Source organism: Bacillus cereus group sp. N21 (assembly GCF_016483395.1).
In the GTDB taxonomy this organism is placed as follows: domain Bacteria; phylum Bacillota; class Bacilli; order Bacillales; family Bacillaceae_G; genus Bacillus_A; species Bacillus_A pseudomycoides.
Genome location: NZ_JAEHBX010000033.1, coordinates 34932 through 58739, shown reverse-complemented (window position 1 = coordinate 58739; position 23808 = coordinate 34932). Strand labels below are relative to the sequence as shown.

Here is a 23808-nt window from a genome sequence, read left to right as displayed (position 1 = left end):
ATACCGGAACCATCTTTTAAGTGCCTAATTTTTAAAGGTCTTTTTATTAAACTGTCCATTTTATAGGGTACAGTTCATTATATATATCCCTTTTAATTTTCCGACATATAAGTCGCAGTTATGAAAATAAAAGAAGTTCTCCACTCATTTTCTCCTTCTATTTTCATATGGCATGGGGCTAAAAAAGGCATTGACCGCCCTACCCATAGGCGGATGCTCTCTTCCACCTAAAAGGAATGGCTTTATGTCGGTCTTTCAATGCGTATTTATATAGCTTGTTTTCTCAAATAATGAAGCAATCTCTACGGCATAATCTCCTTGTAGAATTCCTTTTTCAGTAATAATTCCAGTAATTAGATCATGAGGAGTTACATCAAATGCAGGATTATAAACACCGACTCCCTCGGGAGAAATTTGTTTTCCAAAAATCTTTGTAACTTCAGTCTCATCTCGTTCTTCAATTACAATTTCAGCACCAGTTTTTTTCGTAATATCAAATGTAGAAAGTGGAGCAGCAACGTAGAAAGGAATATGAAAATATTTTGCTAGTATAGCTAAATTCAAGGTTCCTATTTTATTTGCTGTATCACCATTTGCGACAATTCGATCTGCTCCTACAATAATAACAGAAATATTTTTTGTTCGAATAGCATGTGCCGCCATATTGTCCGTAATGAGCGTTACATCAACACCAGCTTGTTGCAATTCCCATGTAGTAAGACGTGCTCCTTGCAAAACAGGTCTTGTTTCACATGCATAAGCTCGTAAATTCACCCCACGCTCTTTTCCAATATAAAATGGAGCTAGCGCTGTTCCATAACGAGCAGTAGCAATACTTCCGGCGTTACAAATCGTTAAAATATGGTCACCATCTTTAAACCTAGTTAAAGCATGCTCTCCAATACTACGACATATATTTTCATCTTCTTGCTGAATTTTAAGTGCTTCCTCTTCTAATATTTTTCTTGCTTCTTTTATTGTTGTTGCTTGCTTAATAGAAGCTGACATGCGATCAATTGCCCAAAATAAATTAACAGCTGTCGGACGTGAAGTTGCTAAATAATTACAATCACTTTTAAACTTTTTTTCAAATTCAGTGATATTCGTAACATTATATTTTTTTACTGCAAGTGCTAATCCAAAAGCAACTGTAATACCAATTGCAGGTGCCCCGCGCACTTCTAACATAACAATACTTTTCCACACATCTTCAATAGTGTTCAACGTTTTATATTCTACAACATGCGGTAACCGCGTTTGATTTAATAATGCAATAGAATCTCCTTTCCAACTTATAGAACGCGGAACGGCAACTGTTGTGTTCATGCTTTTACCCCTCCCAAAACACTATCTTGAAATAACGTTTCGAACAATCTAGCATTCGCACCTGTCGTTTCATGTAATAATAACTCTCGACCTAAATATAATGCATGCTTTTTAGCTTGAATTCTTCTATTCTTATCCTTAATTCCATCTAAATCTACTACATGCGCTAATCCAATTGTTCGACGAATGATTTCACAGCCAGCAAATCCAACTGCATCAGCAAAAATATTTTGTAGTACAATCGCAAGCCATCGTTTCTCCTTTGTATATGGTTCTACCCCTTCTAGTACCCATAGCTTTGTAAATACTTCTACAAAATTACTCCATGTTTTTTCAATATGATAGAATAAAATATTTCGTTTCTGGTCTTCTCTTGATAGTGCATTCAACAATAAATTTGCAATAAATTGACCAAGGTCAAATCCAAGCGGTCCAAATGTTGCAAACTCCGGATCAATCACCTTCGTTTCAGAAGGTGATGAAAAAATACTACCTGTATGTAAATCACCATGAATTAACGCTTCTTTTCTAGTTAAAAATTTATATTTATACTGCGCTACCTGTAATTTTAATTTCTTATCACACCAAAGTTCATCTAAGACAGGTTGCAATTCTTTCTCATAATCGTTTGTTTCATAGTTTCCAAACGGATCTGTGAACACAAGATCTTCTGTAATTTTACAAAGATCAGGATTTACAAACTTTCCGTCTAACACCCTTTTCTCTTCTGCTGGTAGGCCAAAATCTGACGTATAGAACAAAACATGTGCTAAAAAACGTCCAATATGCTGAGATAAAAGCGGATAGTCTTCCCCTTCACTCAATCCTTTACGAGTAATTGTAAGAGTTGACAAATCTTCCATTACTGTCACAGCTAACTCTTCATCATGACCATATACTTTCGGAACGTATTCTGGTACATATTTTGCAAAAACTTGTAATGCTTGACTTTCAATTGTGGCTCTACTTAACGAAAGTGGCCAGCTTTCTCCAACGACTTTTGCATATGGAAGAGCCTGTTTTACGATAATACCGCGTTCTCCATCATGGAGCCTAAATACATAATTTAAATTTCCATCTCCTATTTCATGACAAGTTACCTTTGCCTTTTTCTCAAAGTATCCATGCTCTTTTACATATTGAACTGCTGTTTCTTCTGTTAATGAACGATATCCCATTTTCTTATCCCCCTTTTTTAATTCAGAGGTTTTTCATCATAAGAAAAACCTCTTTCCATGAAGAAAGAGGTTTGAAGTTCAGCTTCTCCCCTCTTATCTGTCAGAAAGCTATCCTTTCTGCTGGAATTAGCACCGTGCCTTTTTGGCGCATAAACGCCCCATCTCACAATGGTATTACGGTCGGTTGCTGGGTTTCATCGGGCCAAATCCCTCCACCTGCTCTTGATAAGAGTTGCATGATTTATTTGAATTTTTAACTTTCTGCTACAGACTATAACAAGAATAAAAATCATTTGTCAATATTTTTTATTTATATAATTCTGGACGTCGATCAGTAAAGACAGGAATTCCCTTACGTACTTCCTTAACTTTTTCTAAATTTAGCTTCCCATGTAAAATAGATTCTTCTTCTCCTGCTTCTACTACAATTTCTCCCCATGGATCAACAATAAGAGAATGTCCAGCAAACATATTATCCGGATCCTCTCCTGCTCTATTACATGCAACCACATAACATTGATTTTCTACCGCTCTCGCTTGAAGAAGTAAACGCCAATGGGCTAAGCGAACAAGCGGCCATTCTGCTACAACGAATAATACATTTGCCCCTCTTACAGTATGAACACGCATCCATTCTGGAAAACGAATATCGTAACAAATTGTCCCCCCGCACTGCACATCATCTAACGTGAACTCACCGGTTCCATCACCAGCTATTAAATACTTATGTTCGTCCATTAACTGGAACAAATGTACTTTACTATATTCATTTTGCACTTCACCTTCGCGATTCACAACATACATCGTATTCGTAACACCTTGTTTTGTTTGCTTTGCAACAGAACCCCCAACAATATTCACCGCAAATTGCTTCGCCCATTCTGATAGAAGTTCTTTCGTTTGTATTCCTCCTTCATCTGCAATTTCAGGAAGTCGTTTTAAATCATAACCAGTCGTCCAAAGTTCTGGTAATACAATAACGTCTGGTTTTCTTTGCATTGCTTCTCCTATTTTTTTCTTTGCATTTTCAATATTTGTGTTCACATCACCAAAAGCAATATCCATTTGAATACATGCGACTTTCATTTTATCCGCCCCATTTTCAATTATTTTTTCTTTACAAAAACTTGGAAAGGTTATATCATTTGTCACTAGAATTGTAACAACTTTCAAAAGAGGTGGAAAGTATGAAACATTTTCAACCTTCCGAGATTGTAACATCCTTACCAACACAGTTTTTCGCTTCACTTGTTGCAAAAGTTAACAAAGTGGTTGAAGCAGGTCACGATGTTATCAATCTAGGGCAAGGCAATCCAGATCAACCAACACCGCCGCATATCGTAACAGCTTTACAACGTGCAGCAGAAAAAGCAATTCATCATAAATATCCGCCATTTCGCGGACATGAAAGCTTAAAAACAGCCGTTGCAACGTTCTATGAACGTGAATATGGAGTCAAAGTAAACCCTAAAACAGAAGTTGCTGTTTTATTTGGCGGAAAAGCAGGGCTGGTTGAATTACCGATTTGTTTTACAAATCCTGGCGATCCAATTCTTGTACCCGATCCAGGATATCCTGACTATTTATCAGGTGTCGCTTTAGCAAAAGCAAAATTTGAAACGATGCCGTTATTAGCAGAAAATGATTTCTTACCAGATTACACTAAAATCGATGATACTATTGCCAAACAAGCGAAATTGATGTTTTTAAATTATCCTAACAATCCAACTGGTGCTGTCGCATCAAAAGAGTTCTTTGAGGAAACAATTACATTTGCAAATGAAAATGATATTTTAGTGGTTCATGACTTTGCTTATGGAGCAATTGGTTTTGATGGTAACAAGCCAACTAGCTTCTTACAAGCAAATGGCGCGAAAGATGTTGGCATTGAAATTTATACATTATCAAAAACATTTAATATGGCTGGTTGGCGCATCGCCTTTGCTATCGGTAACGAAAGTGTAATTGAAACAATCAATTTATTGCAAGATCATATGTATGTCAGCATTTTTGGCGCTGTACAAGAGGCTGCTCGTGAGGCACTATTAAGTTCACAATCTTGTGTAACTGAACTAGTTGATCGCTATGAATCTAGAAGAAATGCCCTTATTTCAGCTTGTCAATCAATCGGCTGGAATGTAGTCGCACCAAAAGGCTCTTTTTTCGCTTGGCTTCCCGTTCCCCATGGTTTTTCATCTGAACAGTTTGCCGATGTATTACTAGAACAAGCACATGTAGCAGTTGCACCTGGAGTCGGGTTCGGCAAACATGGCGAAGGCTACGTTCGTATTGGATTATTACATACAGAAGAGCGACTACAAGAAGCTGTTCAACGAATCCAGAAATTAAAAATTTTCAAAAAACCATTGACATTCTAAAAAAACTCTGTCAAAATTCAGATATCGTAAAAATTCAAACATTTCTAAATACTCCTTATCAAGAGCAGGTGGAGGGACGAGCCCGACGAAACCCGGCAACCGATCTACAATTGTAGGCACGGTGCTAATTCTCGCAGCATTACGCTGACAGATAAGGAGCTGGTTGTAAAAAAACCTCTCCTTAGCTGAGAGGTTTTTTTATTTAACTAGGAGGTTATAAAAATGAGTGGAATAACAGCAACCTATTTAATCCATGATGATTCTCATAATTTAAACCAAAAAGCAGAACAAATTGCTCACGGTTTAACAATTGGTTCATGGACTCATTTACCACACTTATTACAAAAACAATTAAAACAACATAAAGGCAATGTCATTCATGTAGAACAATTAGAAGAACAAGAGCATGTAAATACGTATCTCGGAAAAAAAGCGACACGTGGACTCATTAAAATTCATTATCCATCACTAAATTTCAGCCCTGATTTACCAGCTATTTTGACAACAACATTTGGAAAATTATCACTAGATGGCGAAGTTAAACTGATTGATTTAACATTTTCAGATGACTTAAAAGAACATTTCCCTGGCCCTAAATTTGGCATTGAGGGCATTCGAAATCTCTTACAAATTCACGACCGTCCACTTCTGATGAGCATTTTCAAAGGAATGCTTGGACGCAATATAGGATATTTAAAAACACAGCTCCGTGATCAAGCAATTGGTGGTGTAGATATTGTAAAAGATGATGAAATTTTGTTTGAAAATCCATTAACACCGCTCACAAAACGAATTCATTCTGGAAAAGAAGTGTTACAGTCTGTATACGAAACATATGGTCATAAGACTTTATATGCAGTGAATTTAACAGGACGTACATATGATCTTAAAGAAAATGCAAAACGTGCCGCCACAGCTGGTGCAGATTTCTCTTTATTTCCATCACCATACGGCAGTGTTGCATTAGAAAAAAAAGAAGCTCTTCTTATTACAAGTAAACTAACTGAAAAAGATCAATCTTTAAAACGAAGCTTTCCTGTTCCATCAGCTGGTATTCACCCTGGTTTTGTTCCGTTTATCTTTCGTAATTTTGGCAAGGATGTTGTCATTAACGCAGGTGGTGGTATTCATGGTCACCCAGCTGGAGCGCAAGGCGGTGGAAAAGCATTTCGAGCAGCAATTGATGCCACTTTGCAAAGAACACCATTGCATGAAGTAGATAACACTGATTTACATGCTGCACTGCAATTATGGGGGAATCCATCACGTGGGGTGAAACTATGAGTCTTCAAATTTTTTGTGACTTCGATGGTACGATTACGAACAATGATAATATCGTTGCGATTATGGAAAAATTCGCTCCACCAGAAGCCAAAACGATTAAACAAAAAATTCTATCACAAGAACTTTCTATTCAAGAAGGTGTAGGGGAATTGTTTTCTCTTTTACCTACAAGTTTACAAGATGACATCACTACTTTTATAAAAGAAACAGCGGTGATTCGGGCTGGATTCCAAGAGTTTGCACAGTTTGTCCAAACAAATCAGATTTCACTTCATATTATATCAGGAGGAATGGATTTTTTCGTCTATCCTCTTCTCAAAGGACTAATCAGCCCAGACCATATTTATTGCAATACGACTGATTTTTCAGGGGAAACAATTAAAGTAAACTGGCCTCACCCTTGCGATGAACATTGTAAAAACAACTGCGGTCTTTGCAAATCAACGCTAATTCAGCAATTAAGTTCAAACGGTGATTTTAACATTGTAATTGGAGATTCGATTACAGATTTACAAGCAGCAAAACTGGCTGATAAAGTATTCGCTCGTGATTTTCTCATTACAAAATGCCAAGAACATCAAATTTCCTATACAGCATTTGAAACGTTTTATGACATACAGACAGAAGTTCAGCAATTGTTGGAGGTGATAAAATGAGACAACTTTTTCATCAATGGGAAGAATTGAGTAAATTAAAGAAAGAATTAACGGATCGCAACTGGTTTCCTGCTACAAGTGGAAACATTTCAATAAAAGTGAGTAACACTCCAATGACCTTTCTTATTACAGCAAGCGGAAGAGATAAAACGAAAACAACACCTGATGATTTTCTATTAGTTGATCAAACTGGAAAGGCTGTTTTAGAAACCGATTTACGCCCTTCAGCAGAAACATTGCTACACACTCATATTTATAATCATACAGAAGCTGAATGTGTCTTACATGTCCATACAATTGATAACAATGTAATTACAAACGTATACGACAAAGAAATCTCATTTTCTAATCAAGAAATCATTAAAGCTCTTAATATATGGGAAGAAGGAGCCACTATCAAAATTCCAATTATTGAAAATCACGCTCATATTCCAACGTTAGGAGAAGATTTCCGAAAACATATTCATGATGATGCTGGAGCTATATTGATTCGCAACCATGGCATTACCGTTTGGGGAAAAGATAGCTTTGATGCAAAGAAAAGATTAGAAGCATATGAGTTTTTATTCCAATTTCATATAAAACTATTATCAATTCAAGGAGGCGTTTCACATGGCGCAAATTCGTATTCATGAAATAAATACCCATATTGAAAATGAACAGGAAGTAAAGCAATTTTTACATGGAGAAGGCGTTTTATATGAAAAATGGGATATTTCAAAACTTCCTACTCATTTAAAAGAAAACTACTCCTTAACTGATGAAAACAAAAAAGAAATTTTAACAGTATTTTCCAATGAAATCACCGATGTTTCAGAACGTCGAGGTTATAAAGCACATGATGTTATTTCCCTTTCAAATGCAATACCTAACCTCGATGAGTTATTAATTAACTTTAAACAAGAGCATCATCATACTGATGATGCAGTTCGCTTTATCGTCAGTGGGCATGGTATCTTTGCTATCCAAGGCAAGGATGGTCGCTTCTTCGATGTTGAACTTGAGCCTGGTGATCTAATTTCTGTACCTGAAAACGCAAGACATTATTTCACATTACAAGATGATCGCCAAGTTGTAGCTATTCGTATTTTCGTTACAACAGAAGACTGGGTTCCTATTTATTAAGGTAGTTAGTTGAATAAAAGGGATTGGATCCCCTTTTCCTTCCTTTTATTTACTCTACATATATACATCCACCTATGGAACAGGCTTATTTCACAAATATGAAATAAGCCTGCTTTTTTATTTTCTCTCGCCTTGCAATATCTCCTGATGGATGAGGATTCATCATCAAGGGGGAATGGTTCCTCATGATATTTTTCATTTTATCAAGTATGTTTCTCAATAAATTTTGAACATTTTTTGAACTTTTTCTGAAAATTCTGTTTAAATTATGATATAATACAAATAATAGAAAATGAATTGAACAGAAAACCGCAAAAAGAGGAGGAAGAACATGAATTTAATTATAGCACTTATACTTGGGGTTACTTGTGGAGCTATTCCTGCTATTCTCGGGGCAATTATGGAGGAATTAGAAATCGGTATGTTAGGTTTTGTCGCATCTTCTGTAAGCGCTTTACTTTTTGGTTTGTACGGTGCTATACCTATCGCTATTCTCTTTGCATTATATATATTACGTCACGCTCGTACAAAGCAATTTAGTCGCAATCATATGGCCAAAATCATTCCATTTCCAATCGAACGCTCTCGTCGTGCTTCTAGCTTATAATCCCATTACATTGTATCTCACATTTTTATATCCTCACAATACATCTACCTTAATACAACCTGCCTTTATCAAAATTAGCTTCCAATTTTCCTAAAAAATATATTAAACAAAATAAAAAGTCCTCAAACGAGGACTTTTTATTTATTATCTTCCAAAAACTGAAATAGTTCTTGTAAGTGAAGAGCATCTTCTCCGTAGCTAACAGATACATAACATACTCCATCAATTTCAGCATGCATATAAAGGTCAATACCTTCCCGATCATACTTTAAAGCTAAATAAAATTCCATTTCTTCTAACATCTTCTTTGATGTTCGAATCACGTAATGGCCGCTTTCATCACGTCCATATTCAAATGTTGGCTCAAAATCATACTTTTGTTTAAATGCTGCTTGTTGCTTATCATTGATTGGCATACAAGTCGCACGCTGTACAGCATCAATCATCCCGTCAAACTTTTCTAAATTCATCACATTACCCCCTTATATATTTCTTATACAACACCTGTGTGCCACTATCCTCTTCTCCCTCTTCTATTAATTCATCATATAGCTCTTTTGCTAGAGCTAATCCAGGTACAGGTAACTTTAACTTTTCAGCTTCATCTAACGCAATTTTTATATCCTTCATAAAATGTTTCACATAAAATCCTGGTGCAAAGTCCTCTTTTAACATACGTGGAGCTAAATTACTTAATGACCAACTACCAGCTGCTCCAGTTGAAATACTTTGTAGTACTTTCTCTGGATCTAAACCTGCTTTCTTTGCATACGCTACCGCTTCACAAACACCTATCATATTCGATGCAATTGCAATTTGATTACACATCTTTGTATGCTGTCCACTTCCCGCTGGCCCTTGTAACTGAACGTTCTCTCCTAGTTTTTCAAACAAAGGGAGACATACTTCATATACTTCTTGCTCTCCACCAATCATAATAGCAAGTCTGCCTTCTTTTGCTCCAATATCCCCTCCTGATACCGGAGCATCTAGCGTATGTACACTCTTTTTCTTTCCAGCTTCATATATACGTTTTGCTAACGTCGGTGTAGAGGTTGTAAAATCAATTGCAATTGTCCCTTCATTTGCATGTTCCAGAATTCCCTCTGTTCCAAAATAGATTTCTTCTACATCATGCGGATATCCTACCATCGTCATAACAACATCTACATTCTCCACCAATTCTTTTGGTGAATCACACCAATGTGCCCCTTCTTTTAATAAGGAAGTTGCTTTTTCTTTCGTACGGTTATACACATATACTGTATAACCACCTTGTAATAAATGATGTACCATACTTTTCCCCATAACACCTGTACCGATAAAACCAATTGATGAAATTACTTGTTTCATCTACTCATCCCCTTTGTTCTAATAAGTCGCTGACCATCTTCCGAAATTCCTTATTAAAATCATCATTTATGCCATTTTGCACATTTGAAAATAAAACAACAAACGTTCCCTTATCTTTATTAAAGTTATTAAATGTATTCCACCCAGCAACTACACCATGGTTATGAAAATAATCGGGATATATATAGAAACTAAATGCATATTTCTTTTCGGATGATGGTGTAAACATCACTTGTATACTTTTCTCTGAAAGAAGTTTTCCATTTATAATTGCTTCATCTAACTTCTTCATATCCCCAACTGTAGTATACATCTCACCACAGCCATATAGCCAGTTCATTGCTAATTTTGGTGCTGGTACAAGTACATTGTCTTTCTTTTTGTACCCTTGCGTGAAATGTTGCTCTCCTGGCACCATATTTCCCATACCTGATTCATGCATGTCCGCTCGTGCAAATATATTTTCCTTTACATATTCTCCTAAAGGCTTTTTAGATATATTTTCTATAATATAAGCAAGCACCATATAATTATAGTCACTGTATTTCCAACCAGTTCCTGGCGGAAAAGCTACTTGCTGCTTTCCAATCCAAGTAACCAAATTCAAACGTGATGCAGCATTCACTTTTCCCTTTCCCTTCTCTGGTAAACCAGAAGTATGTGTTAGAAGATGGTATAATGTGATATTTTTATCTGCTGGAAATAAAGGTATATATTTATTTACATTGTCCTGAATATTTAACTTTCCCTGCTCTTGCAACTGTAAAATCGATGTTGCCACAACTGTCTTAGTAATGGAACCAATGCGATATTTTGTTTGTGGTGTATTTTCAATTTCACTTTGAACATCTGCATATCCATACCCTTTATTCAGCACAACACGATCTTTATCTGTGACAAGAACCGTTCCATTAAAATCTTTATCTTTTAAATATTGATCTAACTTTTGTGCCACACTAGCATAATCAATTGGCGGTTCCTTTTTTCCTTCTAAATTATCCTGTAACTCAGACTCGACAGAAGGAGTTGCCTTCCAAGTTAATGCTTCTTGCTTCTTGGGTATATAAAAAAAATAATATACACTTCCACATACTATAAAGCAAATCAAGACCATAATAATCAATTTTTTTATCATTCAAAAACCTCCGCAGTTACTTTCTTATAAATGGCCCCTCTTTCTATTATCGGGTAACAGAAAAAAATCGCAACACTTTGTTGCGAAAAAATCACATTTTTTCTTTTCTATATAAACGTACTTGGTTTTTGCCATTTTTTTTCGCTTCATATAAAGCAATATCTGCTCGCTGTATCAATTCTTCTTTTGTCATTCCTTGCTCATATAAAGCAACTCCAAAACTTGCGGTTAATTTTGAAATGCTAGAGAATTGTTTCGTTTCAATAAAAAAACGTAGCGATTCAGCAACTTGGAAAGCCTCTTTTTCCGTTGTATTTATTACTAATATAATAAATTTCTCTCCACCCCACCGCGCGAAAATATGTTGGGATGCTATTTTAGATTTCATCAGTTCGGCTAACTGAATTAATGCTAAATCACCAAAATCATGTCCATATGTGTCGTTCACTTTTTTAAAATCGTCTATATCAAAAAGAATAAGCGCCATCGTTTGATTTACTCGTTTCTCACTTTTCCATTTTTCTTCTAATAATTGTTGAAACTTCAAACGGTTGTATATTTCTGTTAAAGAATCAATTGCAGCAAGCTGTTCTTGCTCTTGATATAATTCATCTAATTCCGTAATATCTGTACACTTAACAATAAACCTAGACAAATCTTCCGGTACAGGTGTAGCACGTAATAAAAAAACAAACGCTTCGCCTTCATGACTATACATTTTTATTTTTCTCGCTTGCGCTAAAGAATCATCAAGCCAAGTTATATCGTGATTTGTTGCGTAATATCCATGTTCTTGAATAAAATGTTCCGCAAATACCATATGATTCTCATGATATGAAAATAAATTTTCATATCCAAAAAAACTCAAAAAGTTCGTATTACAGTCGACGATCTCATCATCTTCTACAATGAATAATAAATCATTTTGAAAATCAAACATCATTTGAAGAAGCTCTTGTTGAATAGTCACTTGTTGCAATAGTGATAATTGATAGAGACTTTTGTTTACCTCTTCCAGCACAACCTGTGGTGTAACAGGAGCTATAACAATATTTCGTACTCCTATTGTAAGCAACTCTACAAATTTTGAAGTCACCGGCTGATCCCAGATAACAATAAAAGAACTCCTCGAATTATATATGTGTTTTATACACTCTACTTGTGCACCATTCGACACATAAATGATCACAATTTGTGGTCGCACTTTTTCAAATAACATTTCCCCTTCTTCAAAACTATTTGCTATAAACATACATTTTGGATGTATATCATCAATCGTATACTGGTGATTACATCCTTCTTCTATATAAAGTACATTTACATGGAGATCCTGTAATACATTTTGAAAAACCGTATTCTCTAATAAAAAATGTAGTATGTTCACCACTGGTCTTCACTCACTTCATATATCCTGTTCTACTGAATTCTTCACTTTCCTTTTCTATAAGGGGCCGTTATCAAAAGAACTCGATTGGTGAGGGCTGAGCATCAGCAGGAACAAAGAACTCTCCCACTGACAGGAGCTTCACTTTACATATTTCTTCTTGATCTGCGAATCATCTTTTTATTGTATGACTACATGAATGACAGCGATTGTACGAATGTCCCCTTTTTCTTCTATTCTCAACAACTTGACAATTAAAATAAAGATATTATATTCTTTTACAGTGATAACTTACAAAATGTAAGTACAAAATTGTTACATATGGTATTTTTTTATAAATCCACATAAAACTTAGGAGGCATATTATGACACAGCAGGATTTCTTTACTGTTCTATATGAACGAACATCTAATCGTGCATTCAATTCTGAAAAAGAAATTTCAAAAGAGGAATTACAAGAAATTTTGAAAGCAGCTGGTCAAGCACCATCAGCTTGGAACTTACAACATTGGAAGTTTCTTGTTTTCCAAGGTAAAGATGTACAAAGCCGTTTACATCCAATCGCTTATAATCAACAACAAATTCTTGATGCTTCTGCAGTAGTCGCTATTTTAGGTGATCTAGAAGCAAATAAAAACATCGATTCTGTATATGGACCTATCGTAGAGCAAGGATTTATGAAAGAAGAAGCTAAAGAACGTTTGGCACAAAATATTGAATCTGCATATAAGCGTGAACAATATCCACGAGATGCAGCTTTCTCTAATGCATCCTTAGCCGCAATGCAACTTATGCTTGCAGCTAAGGCAACTGGCTGGGACACTTGTGCAATCGGTGGATTTAACCCACAAGCACTAATGGAAGAATTTAATGTTTCTTCTCGTTATGTACCTATCATGCTAATTACAATTGGTGAATCTACATTAAAAGGACATCCAGCACCACGTATGAATGTCGAACAAGTAACGGAATGGGCAAAGTAAACAGCCCCACAATAACATAAAAAAACGAAGGGTATCTCTCTTCGTTTTTTTATGTTATTTCTTTGTAATATTCCAACATATATGAACAGTAGTTTATTTCTCTATCCCCTTTAAAATCACAGTATTTTGTCGAATTTTGTTATACAATGAAATATAAAGGATGTATTTTTGTTACAATTATGATACAATAGTAACAAATAGATAACAAGAGAGGGATTTTCATTGAATTCATATGGAAGCTTTATTGCATTTTTAAGCTATGCCGTAACTGTACTGCTTCTATACTTTATTGGAGATGCCACAAATATTACAATGCTACAATTCCCAAAAGAAAAAGCACTCCAGTTAGAAGAAGGATTACATATCTCACAGTCTATCGTACCATTACTGTTGGCTCTTCCCGTATATGCAATCGTTTTATATAAAAGTAAAAAAGTGTAAAGGATACCTCGTTATAAATAAAGGTATCCTTTTCTATGTATCCAGTTATGCGTGGATAGTAAGACTCACCTAAAGATTTTTATTGATTCAAAGATGATCATAACCAGTGGGGGTCTTACTGCCCTCAAATAGCGGGATAAATAAGGAAAAACTACCCGTGAATTTCAGATCCTTGAATAAAGAAAAAAAACAATAATAAAAGTTTCGATCTCCCTCCCCCTGTCATTTATCCTTATCCAAATACCATTAAGTAACAAATACCCATCTAGTTATTTAAAATAAGAAAATATCCCAGTAAAAATTCCACGCTCTGTCCAGTCACTACATATACAACTTACATACATTATAAGTGTGAAGGGGGTGATGAGAATTATGTTTGGATCTTTTGGATGTCGTGACGATTTTAGAGAATGTCATCGTGGTCATTGCTGTGATCGTGATCGTGAAAGAGAAAGAGAAAGAGACAGAGAAAGAGAAAGAGAAAGAGAAAGAGAAAGAGAAAGAGAAAAACACCATGTATGTAATGTCCTTAGACACATTGCAATCGGAACAGAAATTTCTCTTTTAACTATTAGAGGCGACGTTACTTTCAGAAATGTTATTTTTGAAGGGTTTTCTAACGGTGTTGCTCTTTTCTCTGCTATAGCTACTGATAATAAAGATGGTAATAAAAATCAAGCAACAAATGTCAACACATTTACAGGTATTTTACGTGTTTGCCCAAATGATATCATAGCAATCGCTATCTAATTCTAGTTCCTATCCTCAAAGTTACAAAAATCACATCTAAATTTAGTATATAAAAAAACCTGAGACCGATTTCAATCGGCTCAGGTTTTCTTTTATTATTAGATGCTTTTAACTAATTCAACAACTTCTTCAGCAGTTGACATTGTTAATGCTTTTTGTGCTAACTCTTCCATTTGTGCTTTTGACAACTTGCTTAGTTGTGTTCTTGCAGGAAGGATAGATGTTGCACTCATACTGAATTCATCTAATCCTAATCCAAGTAGTAACGGGATTGCAAGTGAATCTCCTGCCATCTCACCACACATACCAGCCCATTTTCCTTCTTTATGAGCAGCATCGATAACCATTTTTACAAGGCGTAAAATAGATGGATTATACGGTTGGTATAAGTAAGATACACGTTCATTCATACGGTCTGCAGCCATTGTGTATTGGATTAGGTCGTTTGTTCCGATAGAGAAGAAATCAACTTCTTTTGCAAACTGATCTGCTAATACTGCAGAAGCGGGGATTTCTACCATCATACCTACTTCAATAGCATCAGAAACAGTTGTACCAGCTTGAACAAGTCTTTCTTTCTCTTCTAATAAAATTGCTTTTGCTTGACGGAATTCATCAAGAGTTGCAATCATTGGGAACATAATTTTTAAATTACCATATACGCTTGCACGAAGTAATGCACGAAGTTGTGTACGGAACACATCTTGTTCTTCAAGGCATAAGCGAATCGCACGGTAACCTAAGAATGGGTTCATTTCTTTTGGTAAATGTAAGTATGGAAGCTCTTTATCTCCACCGATGTCAAGTGTACGAACAACAACTGGTTGATCTGCTTTTACACCTTCAAGAACTGCTTTATATGCTTCGAACTGCTCTTCTTCTGTTGGAAGATTGTCACGACCCATATATAAGAATTCTGTACGGTATAAGCCAACGCCTTCTCCACCATTGTCGATGATACCTTGTACATCATTTGGTGTTCCGATGTTTGCAACAAGCTCAACATGATGCCCATCACTTGTTACAGTTGCTTGATCTTTTAATTTCGCCCATTCAACTTTTTGTTCTTCGAATTTTGCTTTCTTTTCTTTGAAAGTACGAAGCGTTTCTTCAGATGGGTTTACAATTACTTCTCCATCTAGACCGTCGATAATTACGATATCGCCGTTTTGGATTTTCTCCATAACAACTTTCGTACCAACAACAGCTGGAATTTCCATAGAACGAGCCATAATTGCAGAGTGAGATGTACGTCCACCAATATCAGTCGTGAAACCTTTTGCATAGTTACGGTTTAATTGTGCTGTATCAGATGGTGTTAAATCTTCAGCAATAATAATTACTTCTTCAGAAATCGTACTTGGATTTGAGAAGTTAATTCCTAGTAAATGTGCAAGAACGCGTTTTGTTACGTCGCGAATATCCGCTGCACGCTCTTTCATATATTCATTATCCATGTTTTCAAACATAGTAATGAACATTGTTGCAACTTCGTCCATTGCAAATTCAGCATTTACTTTTTCATTATTTACTTTATCTTTTACTGGATTTACTAGTTCTGGATCATTCAATACTAGTAAATGTGCTTCAAAGATAGCAGCTTTATCAGCACCAAGCTCAGCAAAAGCATGGTCTTTAATTGCTTCTAGTTCAGATTTTGCTTTCTCAAGCGCAGCGTCTAAGCGTACAATTTCTGTAGCTTCGTTCGTAATCGTTTTCTTTTCAATGTTAAATTCAGGATTCTCAAGTCTGAAAGCCTTCGCAATAGCAATCCCACTTGATGCAGCGATCCCTTGAATGTTAAGAGTCATTATTCTCCTAATCCTTCGTTTTTCATAGTTTCTTCGATAGCTGCTAGTGCTTGAGCTGCATCATCACCATTTGCAGTGATTTTAATTTCTGCGCCTTGTTGAATACCTAAAGACATAACACCCATGATTGATTTTAAGTTAACGTTTTTACCGTTATACTCTAAGTTAATATCAGCACCGAATTTGCTTGCAGTGTTTACAAGTAGAGTTGCTGGACGAGCATGAATCCCTGAGTCGCTAGTTACTTTAAAGATTTTTTCCATAATAATCTATCTCCTTTAAATACAGTATTTTTTCGGTTGTATAGACGTTAGTACTACATCATCTATTGTATATAATAGGCGATGTTCGGTCAACCACATCGCCCATTATAATTATAGACATTTTGCGTCAATTTCTTACTGAATGTCAATAATATCGGCTTCGCCTTTCTTGACATTGCCTTCTTTTTTCAATTCAACTTGTTGTCCTTGCCCTAAATTCGTAAAAATAATTGGTGTAATAATAGATGGTGCATTTTCTTTTACAAATGCGATATCTACTTTCAATAATGGTTGTCCTTGTTTCACTTTATCACCTTGCGTGACAAGTGCTTCAAAACCTTCACCATTTAATTTTACAGTATCAATACCGAAGTGAATTAAAATTTCTTTTCCACCTTCAGATTGAATACCAATTGCATGTTTTGTTGGGAAGACATTGACAATCTCACCGTCAACTGGAGAAACGACTGTTCCTTCTGCTGGCTCAATTGCGAATCCATCCCCCATCATTTTCCCTGAAAATACTTGATCAGGAACTTCTGTAATCGGTAGAATTTTACCTTCAATCGGAGATACAATTGTTTCATTTGTATCCGCTTTTTGTACAGTTTCTTCTACTTTTACAGGTTTTTCTTTTTCAACATGAGGTGTACGACCCGACATAATATCATGAATTTGTGATTTTAATGTGTCAGATTTTGGTCCAAAAATAGCTTGAATGTTATTTCCTACTTCAAGCACTCCCGCTGCCCCAAGTTCTTTCAAACGATCTTTGTTTACATTTTTTTGTTCGTTAACTTGAACACGTAAACGTGTAATACAAGCATCTAAAGAAGCAATATTCTCTTTACCACCTAGTGCTACTAATACTTCACGTGGAAGTTCACCTGCTTCTGTTTTCCCTGCGCCATCAGTATCTGTTGTTACTTCACGACCAGGTGTTTTTAGATCCCATTTGCGGATTGCAAAGCGGAATCCGAAGTAGTAAATTACTGCAAGTGCAAGACCAACAACAATTACCCACCACCATGCTGTACGGCCTGGTAAGACACCAAATAGCATAAAGTCAATTAAACCACCAGAGAATGTCATCCCAATTTTAACACCTAAAATGTGCATTGTCATAAACGATAAACCAGCAAATATAGCATGTATTCCGAACAGTACTGGTGCTACGAATAAGAATGAAAATTCAAGTGGTTCTGTAATACCTGTTAGGAAAGATGTTAACGCAGCAGATCCTAAAATACCAGCTGCTAATTTTTTATTTTCTGGACGTGCTTCATGATACATTGCTAAAGCTGCTGCTGGAAGACCGAACATCATGAACGGATATTTACCTGTTGTAAATGTACCAGCTGTTAACTCAACACCATCTTTTAATTGTGCCATAAAGATCTTTTGGTCACCGTGGATAATGTCACCCGCCGCACTTGTATATTGACCAAACTCAAACCAGAATGGTGCATAGAAAATATGATGTAATCCAAATGGAATTAAAGAACGCTCAATTAAACCAAACACAAATGCCGCTAACGTTTTATTCGCATCGATCATTTGATGTGAGAATGCATTCAAACCACCTTGAATTGTCGGCCAAATAAAGCACATTACAATCCCTAAAAGTAAAGAGAATGTTGCTGTTGCGATCGGTACGAAACGCTTACCTGCAAAGAATCCTAAGTATGATGGTAATTCAATATTGAAGTATTTATTATAGCAATATGCTGCTAATATCCCGACAAGAATACCCCCAAACACTCCCGTTTGAAGTGTCGGAATACCTAATACATTTGCATACGCTTGATCTGTAAAACCAGTTTTAACTGGAACTTTGTCACTTACAATTGTAACAAATTTTTCTACTCCTAAGAATACGCTCATCGTTTTGTTCATAATTAAGTATCCAACGAAGGCTGCTAACCCAGCTACTCCGTCTCCACCTGCTAATCCGATGGCAACCCCTACTGCGAATAATAATGCAAGGTTTGCGAAAATAATATCACCAGATTGTTCCATAATTTTTGCAACTAGAACAAACCAATCTGCCTTTAAAGCAGGAACTAGATTTGTTAACTGTGGATTTTGAAATGCATTACCAAATCCAAGTAAAATACCTGCAGCCGGTAAAATTGCTACTGGAAGCATAAGCGCTTTTCCGACTTTTTGAAGAACACCAAAGATATTCTTAAACATGAAAACCCTTCCTCTCTTATCTATATTGTGCTTTTCGACAAACGCCGAAAAGGCATGAGGAAAAAAAGATAGAACGATAGCTATACAAAGGGTAGTATGTCCCTTTCTCTAGCTTACATTCCTGACTTTTCTCCACTCATGCCTGATCGAATCAGTAACACGTGTCAAAAATAGGTTTACGTATAAGTTCACTACTTTAAAGCAAACGTTTTCGTTGTTTGCCTTAACTTGTTTGTCGAATTTTGTATAACTTTGCATGACTTATTATACAAAACAATTGTAAGCGATTCAATCATTTTTTTTAACGTTTTCATTTTAGACAAAAATATATGTCTTTTACACATGTTCTGCTTTTACTAATCTTTGCAAATGCATCGTTAAATAAATACTCTCCGCTTCATATACAGGGAGCTGTAATTCTTTCTGCATCACCTTCACAAGCTTCCAAGCTAGATTATAACAAACTGGATACTCTGCTTTTAATAACTCAGCAAACCCTTGTGCTTCTTCTACCTTCTCTCCCTTTTTCACTCGTTCAATTGCATATTGTAAATGACGAATAAGGCGTAAATAATGAATACTTTCTGGATCTAATGCAAGGTGTAGATTTGTTTCAATTAATGAAACAAGCTTTGCAATAAGACGGGAGTTTTGATTAACAGCAGATACATCAGAATTTGTGAGTGAACTATAAATATGAAGTGCAATAAAGCCAATTTCCCCTTCTGGCAATGTAATTTGCAAACGGGAATTTAAAAGTTGTACAACTCCTTCAGCAATTTTGTACTCTTCTGGATACAGCATTTTTGTTTCAACTAAAAAAGGATTATCTATTGTAAAGCCCTGTTTCAGTCTTTTAATTGCAAAAGAAATATGATCGGTTAAGGCAATATGAATATGCTCGTTTAATGGTGACTGCGCCTTTTCTTGAATATACATCATAATATCGTTCATCAGTTCAATTAACTTCTCGCTCACATGTGGCACTAAAAGCTTATATTGTTCACGGTCACGTTCATTTTTTAAAACAAACATTTTTTCAATTTGCTCCGCCTTTAATACATCTTTCGTTTTCTTTCCAAATCCAATTCCCTTGCCAATCACTACTACTTCCTCGTGTTCCTGATGACTCGCAATGATTACATTATTATTTAAAACTTTTTTAATTTCTAGATAACTATTCATATAACACCACCCTCGTACTTAAATAGCCTACTTTTATGTTACAGAACATCCTTCTTTTTCGTCAATGCAAAACATCTACCATTTTAGAAAAATTCATTTTTTAGACATGATTGCACGAGATGCGTATAATGTAAGAGCAAATGTACATAGAAAGGAGATTGCAACATGATTAAAATGTTTGTAAGCGATATTGACGGCACAATGATGCAACATGGCGGCATGATTGATGAGCAAGATGTTACAGCTCTTCGCAATCTTGCAGAACAAAATGTGATTCTTTGTTTCGCCTCCGGTAGGCTTGATAATGAAATCGCTGGTTTAATGAAAGAGGTTGGTACCAACTTCCATCGCATTAGCATAAATGGTGTATTCGTATATACTCATGAGAATAAACAATTATTGTCTGCAACATTTGATTCGAGCATTTTGCCAGATTTGTTAGCGATGACGAAAGAAGAACCGTATTTTCGTTATGTAAGTGATGAATATAATTATTACATTGAGGAAAAAACACCATTTATTCATGAACTTGAGAAACAAGTTACAATGACTTCTGTTGAAGAACCAAACTTATTACAAAAAATTGATGATACAATTTTTCCTAATAAAATTTCTGTTGGAGGCACAAAAGAAGACTTACAAGTACTTCAGAAAAAAATCAATGAGAAATTTAGCGGCAAAGTCAGTACCTTTATCTCCGCTGAACAATGCTTAGATGTCATGCCACCAAATATTAGCAAAGGATCAGCAATCTCTATTTTATTACAAGAGTTCCAAATAGAACCTGAAGAAATTGCTTGTATCGGTGATTCTTACAATGATATTCCTATGTTCAATTTAACATCTCATAGCTTTGCCATGTCACAAGCTGACGATGCAGTGAAAGAACATGCACATTATGTCGTAGACTCTGTAAAAGACGCTGTAGAACACGTGGTAACTTACAACTCAAAACAAAACAAAAATACGACTCATTCCCTGTAAGGATGAGTCGTATTTTTGTTTCTCTACATACCCAATGAATTGAAAGTTTAATGTATTTCACAAAATAAAATACACTACTTGTTTCGTGAAATACTCGTAATGAACTTATAACGATCACCACGATAAATACATTTCACATATTCTAACGGTAATTCACCTTCTGCATATGACCATTGTCTCATTACAAGCACAGGTGCTTTTTTAGGTATATACAGATGTTCCGCTTCATCATCCGTTGCAATTGAAGCTTCAATTGCTTGGGTAGCACGAACAAGTTTAAAGCCTAACTTTTTCTCTAAATGTTCGTATAAAGATTGTTGCAAAATTTCTTCGTTAATATCTTTTACAAGAGTTGGCGACAAATATGTTGTCTCAAAAGCAATCGGTTCGTCATCGGCTAAGCGGATACGCCTCACTTCATACACCGATTCCCCCTCTTGAATTCTAAGCCGGTCTGCTATTTTAGCAGTAGCTGAAACTAGGCGGAAGCTTAATAACTGACTGCTCGGTTTCATACCACGGGAAAGCATATCCTCTGTAAATCCCGTCATCCCTTGCAGTTTTTGCTCCACTTTTGGAAGCTGAACAAACGTTCCAATTCCACGCTTTCGATATAAATACCCTTGTTCCACTAAATTATTAATTGCCTGTCTGATCGTCATGCGACTTACTTCGAACTTATCACAAAGTTCATTCTCAGATGGAATTTTATCTCCCGGCGTCCATTCACCGTCCTCAATTAGCTGTTTCACCCACTCTTGAATCTGATAATAGATCGGAAATGGTGAATACTTGTCGATGTTCATCAGCAATCGCCTCACTGCATAAAGATAGAGCTTCTGGATCTGCGATTACGGTTACATTCGGATGACGTTGCAGCACTGTAGCAGGACACGCTTCGCTATACTCACCTTGCAATAATTCTCTGATTGCTTCTGCTTTTTTCGGTCCCATAGCAACAAGTAGAATTTGTTTCGCTTTCATGATGCTTCCAATCCCCATTGTAATTGCATGAGTTGGTACATCTTCTTCTTTTTCAAAGAAACGAAGGTTTGCTTGGCGTGTAGACTCTGTTAATTCAACAATGTTAGTTGGAGAATCAAAAGATGTTCCTGGTTCGTTAAATCCGATGTGACCGTTTTCACCGATTCCAAGAATCTGTAGATCAACTGGGTTAGCTGCTAGAATGCCTTCATAACGCTTGCACTCTTCTTCTAAATCACTTGCCATCCCGTTTGGTACATAAGTTTCTTTAAAGGGAAGATGATTAAACAACTGTTCTTGCATAAAATAATGATAGCTGTTTTTATCTTCGTGTGGTAAATTTACGTACTCATCTAAGTTTACAGTGGTTACACGGCTTGTATCAAGTTTATTTTTTCGCATTTCTGCATAAATACCAAGTGGAGAGCTTCCTGTAGCCATTCCTAACGTTGGATTTTCCTTTGATTTTACAACTTCTTCAATTAATTTACAACCTGCTTCTGCTAATTCTTCTGGCGTTTTTACAACAAGAATATTCATCTATTTACTTCCCTTCCTTCATATGAATTCCTAATCGAACCGTATCATATACATGTAGATCTTCCGTCATGACAACAAAGTCCGCATCTTTTCCTACTGTTAATGCCCCTTTATTCGTTAATCCAAACTCTTCTGCTTGGTTAACTGATGTCATAAGTACAGCGTCCTCAATCGAGCATCCTGTAAATTCAATTACATTTCGGAATGCTTGGTCCATTTTCAAGATACTACCCGCTAACGTTCCGTCTTCTAAACGAGCGCTGCCATCTTTCACATGTACAGGCTGTCCACCAAGCTCATACAATCCATCTTCTAAACCTTTTGCACGCATCGCATCAGTAATGACACTTACTTTTTTAGGACCTTTTAATTTATATGCTAATTTCACCATATCTGGGTGAATGTGAATACCATCTGTAATCACTTCAACCATTACATTTGGGTTCAATAACACGTGACCGACAACACCTGGTTCACGGTGATGTAAACCGCGCATTTGATTGTATAAGTGTGTAGCATGTGTAATGTTTCTACTTTTCAATTGTGCATCAACTGCATCTGTATGGCCCATTGTACCAACAACACTCGTTTCAGCAAGATACTTTTCAAATTCTACTGCGCCTTCTTCTTCTGGTGCATACGTTACTAATTTAATTAGATTGCCACTTGCTTCTTGCCATTGTTTAAATTGTTCAATATTCGCCGGAACGATATGTTCAAGAGGTTGCGCCCCTGCACGTTTTTTTGAAACATATGGTCCTTCTAAATGAATATATTCAAAATGCGCTCCTTTTTCTTTCGCTTCTTTTGCAGCACTTAAAGCCGCTTCAATTGCTTCTGGAGCTTGCGTCATTGTTGTTGGGAAATAAGTTGTAACCCCTTCTTTTAACATTTCTTTACCAAGAGTTACTAACCCATCGCTATTCGCATCCATCGCATCAATATCGTATCCACCATGAATATGAACATCGATCATACCTGGAATCACAATTTTTCCTTCTGCGTCAAAAACCGTTTCATTTTCTTGTGATACATATTGAGCCATCAAACCAATTTCTTCAATTTTTTCTGCGTAACGAATAAATCCACTTCCCATTACTTCGTGACCTGTATAAATTTTGGCATTGATGACAACTTGCGTTTTCATTTTCATCGATCCTTTCCCATGGAATACCTACTTGTTATTATTACCTATTTGTCTAAACCCATCTTAATATATACATGAGTAGTTGTCTATACATTCAA

At 36.0% G+C, this 23808-nt stretch carries 24 protein-coding genes and 2 riboswitches; of the genes, 10 read left to right on the top strand and 14 right to left on the bottom strand.

Going from position 1 to position 23808, the window contains the following annotated elements:
- Window positions 1–255: 255 nt before the first annotated feature.
- From mtnA to JDS96_RS18340, 3 genes are all read right to left on the bottom strand, one after another.
- Window positions 256–1326, bottom strand: coding sequence for an S-methyl-5-thioribose-1-phosphate isomerase (gene mtnA / locus JDS96_RS18350; RefSeq protein ID WP_033799079.1), 1071 nt, complete (start codon window positions 1324–1326; stop codon window positions 256–258).
- Entirely contained in the window at window positions 1323–2504 is a 1182-nt protein-coding gene (gene mtnK, locus JDS96_RS18345; RefSeq protein ID WP_199667633.1) for an S-methyl-5-thioribose kinase, read from the bottom strand. The genes mtnA and mtnK overlap by 4 nt, the downstream gene beginning before the upstream one ends.
- Before the next feature lie 90 nt (window positions 2505–2594).
- Window positions 2595–2736, bottom strand: a riboswitch (SAM riboswitch).
- Between the two features lie 74 nt (window positions 2737–2810).
- On the bottom strand, window positions 2811–3677 hold the full coding sequence (locus JDS96_RS18340; RefSeq protein ID WP_029426881.1) for a carbon-nitrogen family hydrolase: 867 nt from the start codon (window positions 3675–3677) through the stop codon (window positions 2811–2813).
- A 14-nt stretch (window positions 3678–3691) separates the two neighbouring features.
- Here JDS96_RS18340 and JDS96_RS18335 point away from each other — a divergent pair, with 14 nt between their 5' ends.
- From JDS96_RS18335 to JDS96_RS18310, 6 genes are all read left to right on the top strand, one after another.
- Window positions 3692–4882: a pyridoxal phosphate-dependent aminotransferase gene (locus JDS96_RS18335; protein WP_018780851.1), complete on the top strand. Its 1191-nt coding sequence runs from the start codon at window positions 3692–3694 to the stop codon at window positions 4880–4882.
- Window positions 4883–4934: 52 nt separating this feature from the next.
- A riboswitch (SAM riboswitch) is annotated at window positions 4935–5040 on the top strand.
- A 64-nt stretch (window positions 5041–5104) separates the two neighbouring features.
- Entirely contained in the window at window positions 5105–6166 is a 1062-nt protein-coding gene (locus tag JDS96_RS18330) for a RuBisCO large subunit C-terminal-like domain-containing protein (RefSeq protein ID WP_199667632.1), read from the top strand.
- Window positions 6163–6822: a 2-hydroxy-3-keto-5-methylthiopentenyl-1-phosphate phosphatase gene (locus tag JDS96_RS18325; protein ID WP_098018788.1), complete on the top strand. Its 660-nt coding sequence runs from the start codon at window positions 6163–6165 to the stop codon at window positions 6820–6822. The genes JDS96_RS18330 and JDS96_RS18325 overlap by 4 nt, the downstream gene beginning before the upstream one ends.
- Window positions 6819–7457 (top strand): methylthioribulose 1-phosphate dehydratase, encoded by a 639-nt coding sequence (locus JDS96_RS18320; RefSeq protein WP_199667631.1) that lies wholly within the window; start codon window positions 6819–6821, stop codon window positions 7455–7457. Before JDS96_RS18325 ends, JDS96_RS18320 begins: the two co-directional genes overlap by 4 nt.
- The gene (locus JDS96_RS18315; RefSeq protein WP_199667630.1) at window positions 7435–7947 is read left to right on the top strand and encodes a cupin domain-containing protein; all 513 of its coding nucleotides are present in this window, start codon (window positions 7435–7437) and stop codon (window positions 7945–7947) included. The genes JDS96_RS18320 and JDS96_RS18315 overlap by 23 nt, the downstream gene beginning before the upstream one ends.
- A 331-nt stretch (window positions 7948–8278) precedes the next feature.
- Window positions 8279–8554 carry a hypothetical protein gene (locus JDS96_RS18310; RefSeq protein WP_003199868.1) on the top strand — a complete coding sequence of 92 codons (276 nt, stop codon included), beginning with the start codon at window positions 8279–8281 and terminating at the stop codon, window positions 8552–8554.
- A 137-nt stretch (window positions 8555–8691) separates the two neighbouring features.
- On the opposite strand, the gene JDS96_RS18305 is transcribed toward JDS96_RS18310, so the two are convergent.
- From JDS96_RS18305 to JDS96_RS18290, 4 genes are all read right to left on the bottom strand, one after another.
- Window positions 8692–9024, bottom strand: coding sequence for a DUF3909 family protein (locus JDS96_RS18305; RefSeq protein ID WP_003199867.1), 333 nt, complete (start codon window positions 9022–9024; stop codon window positions 8692–8694).
- 4 nt (window positions 9025–9028) lie between these two features.
- Window positions 9029–9907 carry an NAD(P)-dependent oxidoreductase gene (locus tag JDS96_RS18300; RefSeq protein ID WP_003199866.1) on the bottom strand — a complete coding sequence of 293 codons (879 nt, stop codon included), beginning with the start codon at window positions 9905–9907 and terminating at the stop codon, window positions 9029–9031.
- A gap of 4 nt (window positions 9908–9911) precedes the next feature.
- Window positions 9912–11042: a serine hydrolase domain-containing protein gene (locus JDS96_RS18295; RefSeq protein WP_199667629.1), complete on the bottom strand. Its 1131-nt coding sequence runs from the start codon at window positions 11040–11042 to the stop codon at window positions 9912–9914.
- Between the two features lie 91 nt (window positions 11043–11133).
- A complete protein-coding gene (locus JDS96_RS18290; RefSeq protein WP_142309957.1) occupies window positions 11134–12426 on the bottom strand; it encodes a GGDEF domain-containing protein in 1293 nt (430 codons plus the stop codon).
- Between the two features lie 365 nt (window positions 12427–12791).
- Here JDS96_RS18290 and JDS96_RS18285 point away from each other — a divergent pair, with 365 nt between their 5' ends.
- From JDS96_RS18285 to JDS96_RS18275, 3 genes are all read left to right on the top strand, one after another.
- Window positions 12792–13409: a nitroreductase family protein gene (locus tag JDS96_RS18285; protein ID WP_003199861.1), complete on the top strand. Its 618-nt coding sequence runs from the start codon at window positions 12792–12794 to the stop codon at window positions 13407–13409.
- A gap of 222 nt (window positions 13410–13631) precedes the next feature.
- Window positions 13632–13850: a hypothetical protein gene (locus tag JDS96_RS18280; protein WP_003200003.1), complete on the top strand. Its 219-nt coding sequence runs from the start codon at window positions 13632–13634 to the stop codon at window positions 13848–13850.
- A 372-nt stretch (window positions 13851–14222) separates the two neighbouring features.
- Window positions 14223–14600, top strand: coding sequence for a DUF3915 family protein (locus JDS96_RS18275; protein WP_199667628.1), 378 nt, complete (start codon window positions 14223–14225; stop codon window positions 14598–14600).
- A 98-nt stretch (window positions 14601–14698) separates the two neighbouring features.
- On the opposite strand, the gene ptsP is transcribed toward JDS96_RS18275, so the two are convergent.
- The 4 genes from ptsP to glcT form a co-directional block, all read right to left on the bottom strand.
- Entirely contained in the window at window positions 14699–16411 is a 1713-nt protein-coding gene (ptsP, locus tag JDS96_RS18270; protein ID WP_199667627.1) for a phosphoenolpyruvate--protein phosphotransferase, read from the bottom strand.
- A complete protein-coding gene (ptsH, locus tag JDS96_RS18265) occupies window positions 16411–16674 on the bottom strand; it encodes a phosphocarrier protein HPr (protein ID WP_000411078.1) in 264 nt (87 codons plus the stop codon). Before ptsH ends, ptsP begins: the two co-directional genes overlap by 1 nt.
- A gap of 135 nt (window positions 16675–16809) precedes the next feature.
- Entirely contained in the window at window positions 16810–18870 is a 2061-nt protein-coding gene (gene ptsG / locus JDS96_RS18260) for a glucose-specific PTS transporter subunit IIBC (RefSeq protein ID WP_006095858.1), read from the bottom strand.
- 336 nt (window positions 18871–19206) lie between these two features.
- Window positions 19207–20055, bottom strand: coding sequence for a glucose PTS transporter transcription antiterminator GlcT (gene glcT, locus JDS96_RS18255; RefSeq protein ID WP_199667626.1), 849 nt, complete (start codon window positions 20053–20055; stop codon window positions 19207–19209).
- A gap of 165 nt (window positions 20056–20220) precedes the next feature.
- Here glcT and JDS96_RS18250 point away from each other — a divergent pair, with 165 nt between their 5' ends.
- Window positions 20221–21039: an HAD family hydrolase gene (locus JDS96_RS18250; RefSeq protein WP_199667625.1), complete on the top strand. Its 819-nt coding sequence runs from the start codon at window positions 20221–20223 to the stop codon at window positions 21037–21039.
- A 74-nt stretch (window positions 21040–21113) separates the two neighbouring features.
- On the opposite strand, the gene phnF is transcribed toward JDS96_RS18250, so the two are convergent.
- From phnF to nagA, 3 genes are read right to left on the bottom strand one after another with little or no spacing between them, the layout of a single operon-like run.
- Window positions 21114–21845, bottom strand: a complete 732-nt coding sequence (phnF, locus tag JDS96_RS18245) for a phosphonate metabolism transcriptional regulator PhnF (RefSeq protein WP_199667624.1) — start codon at window positions 21843–21845, stop codon at window positions 21114–21116.
- The gene (nagB, locus tag JDS96_RS18240; protein ID WP_006095860.1) at window positions 21775–22563 is read right to left on the bottom strand and encodes a glucosamine-6-phosphate deaminase; all 789 of its coding nucleotides are present in this window, start codon (window positions 22561–22563) and stop codon (window positions 21775–21777) included. Before nagB ends, phnF begins: the two co-directional genes overlap by 71 nt.
- Window positions 22564–22567: 4 nt before the next feature.
- Window positions 22568–23710 carry an N-acetylglucosamine-6-phosphate deacetylase gene (gene nagA / locus JDS96_RS18235; protein ID WP_033797066.1) on the bottom strand — a complete coding sequence of 381 codons (1143 nt, stop codon included), beginning with the start codon at window positions 23708–23710 and terminating at the stop codon, window positions 22568–22570.
- Window positions 23711–23808 lie beyond the last annotated feature (98 nt).